2 protein-coding genes and 1 pseudogene are annotated in these 2,900 nt (G+C 69.3%); 1 reads left to right on the forward strand and 2 read right to left on the reverse strand.

All coding sequences use genetic code 11. The features are described from left to right. Window positions 1-406: 406 nt before the first annotated feature. Window positions 407-2,308 carry a thiopeptide-type bacteriocin biosynthesis protein gene (locus tag AC08OX_RS16655; protein WP_476608661.1) on the reverse strand — a complete coding sequence of 634 codons (1,902 nt, stop codon included), beginning with the start codon at window positions 2,306-2,308 and terminating at the stop codon, window positions 407-409. Between the two features lie 108 nt (window positions 2,309-2,416). On the opposite strand from AC08OX_RS16655, the gene AC08OX_RS16660 reads away from it, so the two are divergent. Further along, on the forward strand, window positions 2,417-2,641 hold the full coding sequence (locus AC08OX_RS16660; protein ID WP_476608662.1) for a hypothetical protein: 225 nt from the start codon (window positions 2,417-2,419) through the stop codon (window positions 2,639-2,641). On the opposite strand, the pseudogene AC08OX_RS16665 reads toward AC08OX_RS16660, so the two are convergent. Beyond that, a pseudogene (locus AC08OX_RS16665) lies at window positions 2,630-2,806 on the reverse strand (lanthionine synthetase); the annotation flags it as partial. The gene AC08OX_RS16660 and the pseudogene AC08OX_RS16665 sit on opposite strands and share 12 nt — an antisense overlap. Between the last annotated feature and the right edge of the window lie 94 nt (window positions 2,807-2,900).

Genomic DNA, 2,900 nt, shown 5'->3' on the forward strand with positions numbered 1-2,900 from the left:
TGCGGCCGACCTGGCGACGACGACCGCTGGGTGTGCGGCGAATAGCCACAGCGTTCGCCCCGCAACACTTGGCGCCGATACGTCACAGCCCTACTGCGGGCCGTACCGCCCAGCCTGCCTTGCCGGATGCGCTTCGGCTCGATCCAACTCTAAAGTCGGAGCGCCTGCACAGCGTGATTTGACTAATTCTGACCAGAGCGTTGCGGCCAAGACGGATGGTCTAGACCGGCCCGAACGAACTATTGATCGCTGGGCGAGGAAACACAGCGACCGCTGTGCGTCGACCAGGCAGCGACGGAGCCCATACAGCCCTGGCAGCGAGTCGATGTCAGTCGATGATGGGTCGATCTCTCTACGCCCGCGGATGGCTTATCGGCACCCGCTTCGGGCCGCGCACGCTTGAGAGTCATGGTTTGGTGAGGGCGCTGACGGCGAGGGCGAGGGCGTCGACAAGCTGTTTGTGGAGCGCATCGGGGAGGTGGCCGCTGCCAAGCCCGGAGTGCCGTTGTGTTTCGGTGAAGAGGGCCAGTTGGTCGTCGCGTAGGTGGCTGCGGGCGGCTTGGTGGTTGAGGAGGTCGCGGGCGGCGTACGCGTCGCCGCTGCGCAGGGCGCTGCTGATGATCGTGCCGAGTGTGGGGCGCAGGTGCTGGGATGCGCCCGCGAGGTCGAGGAGACACAGGCCGAGCTGCGTGTGGAAGGTGCTGTGCCCAGGCGGGCCGGACATCGAGAGTTTGCTGACCACGCTCCAGCCGTCGCCAGCGGCCTCGCGACCTGTGAGGTGGTCGTGGAGGAGGCGGAGGCAGGTGGCGACGGCCTGTTCCCAGGGCTGGGTGATCGCTGTGGAGGCGAGGATCTGCTCGGCGGCTTGATGGTCTTGACGCGCGTGGTGGGCGAGGATCGCGGTCTGGCGGCCGTCGAGGAGGCGCTGCCCGACGCCTTTGTGACGGTGAAGGTGGTCGAGGGCTTCGGTCCAGCGGCCGGTGCGGGCCAGAGCACGGGTTCCGTCGGCGAGTAGGACGGTCCACAGCCAGCTAACGACCTGGAGATGGTCAGCTGGGGTGACGAAGTCATTGAAGGTGAGGGTTCGGCCATCAACGGTGGCCTCGGTCTTCGCTGCGACGGCGCTGTAGAGCGTGGCGAGGAGGCGGTAGGCGCCGAGACCGTCACCTGTGCGCAGCCGCAGCCGGGCTAGATTGATCAAGGGTTGGAGGGCGAGTTTCGCCGTTGCCCCGTCGAGAGGGCGGCGGAACGGAAGCGTGTCGATCTGGCGCCAGCAGAGGCTGTGGGCAAGGTCAGGCAGTCCGCAGTCGCTGGCAATCAGCGCTGCCAGGTTGTGGGCTTCGCCGGCGCGCAGAAGTGCGTTGTCGCCGCCCTCGGCGGCCTGGGCGGCGAGGGCTGCGACATGGGCGATCCGGGCGTCGAGGGCTGGGCAGGATGGCCGGTCACGGGGGACGAGGGGAAACCGTGGTGCGACGAGAGCGAACGTCGTGGGTGCCACATCTGTCGACGTGGTGAGGGCCATCGGGTCCCGCCTCTTCTCAGGGCTGCCAGCGGACGGTGAGTCGGAGGTGGGGATGCCGAGCCGGTTCCAGGCGAACAGGATGTGATGGGCGAGTACCGCGCGGAGGCCGCGGGTGAGTTGGCCCTGGTCGGCGAGGTTCGCGAGTGACCGCCCCGCGTGCCGGAACGCCGTTGGCCACGCCGGTAGCGCTTTGAGGGGCTGCACTGTGCGGGCGGCGAGAAGTTGCCGGACGGCGTTTCGGGCAGCCGCTGCGGCGGCGGGCTGCCGTGTGCTGGCCTGGCGAGTGCGGCGGTGGCCGGCGACGCGGGTCCAGACGTCACCTTGTTCGTAGTAGTCCTGGCCAGCGGCGTGTAGCAGTGCCGCGGCCAGCACGAGTCCGATCTCGGCCCGATGCTCAGGGCGGGCTCGGCCGAGGTGGGCGAGGACGTTGCGGCTGTCGTGGTGGAAGAGCAGATGCGCGACGTCCATGCCGGCGGGGCCGCCGAAGGCGTGGATCTCAGGCTCGTAGACGGCGGGTGCCCAGCGGTGGACCGCGTCACCGTTGAGCACGGCGCGGAGCCTGCTGTCGCAGAACTCCGCGGAGTTGTGCCCGTCGCGGCCGGGGCGCCAGCGGATCCGCCAGGACTCTGCCTTTCTGGTGAACCACCAGAGGCTGATCCCGTCCGTCTGCTCAGCTGTGGTCAGCAGTGGTGCCAGCTGGGTAACCCCCAGATGTTCGGCGGCACGCCAGTCCTGGCACCACACCGTCACCGCGGACCACGCGGACTCGGTGTCGGGAATGCTCACGCGCTGTCTCCCGAGCGCGGGGCTGGCACGGCCGCAGGAAGGTCGAGCAGGAGCGCGGTCTCCCAGACGGCGCCGGTGTCGGTCGTGATGGCGTGCAGGACCGCGGCGATGCCTGCCGCACCGTCGATGAGGCCGATGGGCCGCCAGCCGGCGCTGTGCGCTGTGCGCTGTGTCGAGGCTGTGCAGGAGCTGGTCAACCAGGTCGGGGAGGTGGCTGGCAAGCGGGTGGAAGCGGGCGTCGGTGGCGGCGCAGCGGACGGTGGCGACCAGGCCGGCCCAGCCGTGGCAGATCGCCGGGTCGACGAACCGGGCGAGCTGGGCGGTGTTCGTTAGGCAGGCTGCGAGAGCGTCCTCGGCGCGCTGTTGCTGGGTGGGGTCAGCCAGGGCGATGGCGGCGAGCTGCTGGGCGCGGGCCAGGCCGGGAGTGCCGTAACACCAGGACGCGCGTCCTGCGCCGGGTTGGTTCGGTCGACCCGCCAGCAGGTCACTGACGGTGATCCGTTCCGGCCACCAAGCTTGTCGTTTAACCTTCGGGTGTCACTCTGTGTGATAGTCGCTGGTGGTTTGGGGTGGGCCGGCGTGTCGCCGTGAC

The sequence above is a fragment of the Frankia sp. CoBUL1 genome, from assembly GCF_978021245.1.

Excerpts from the sequence above, each read along its gene's own strand:
- AC08OX_RS16660 (WP_476608662.1), top strand. The coding sequence starts at position 2,417 with ATGCCTGCCGCACCGTCGATGAGGCCGATGGGCCGCCAGCCGGCGCTG.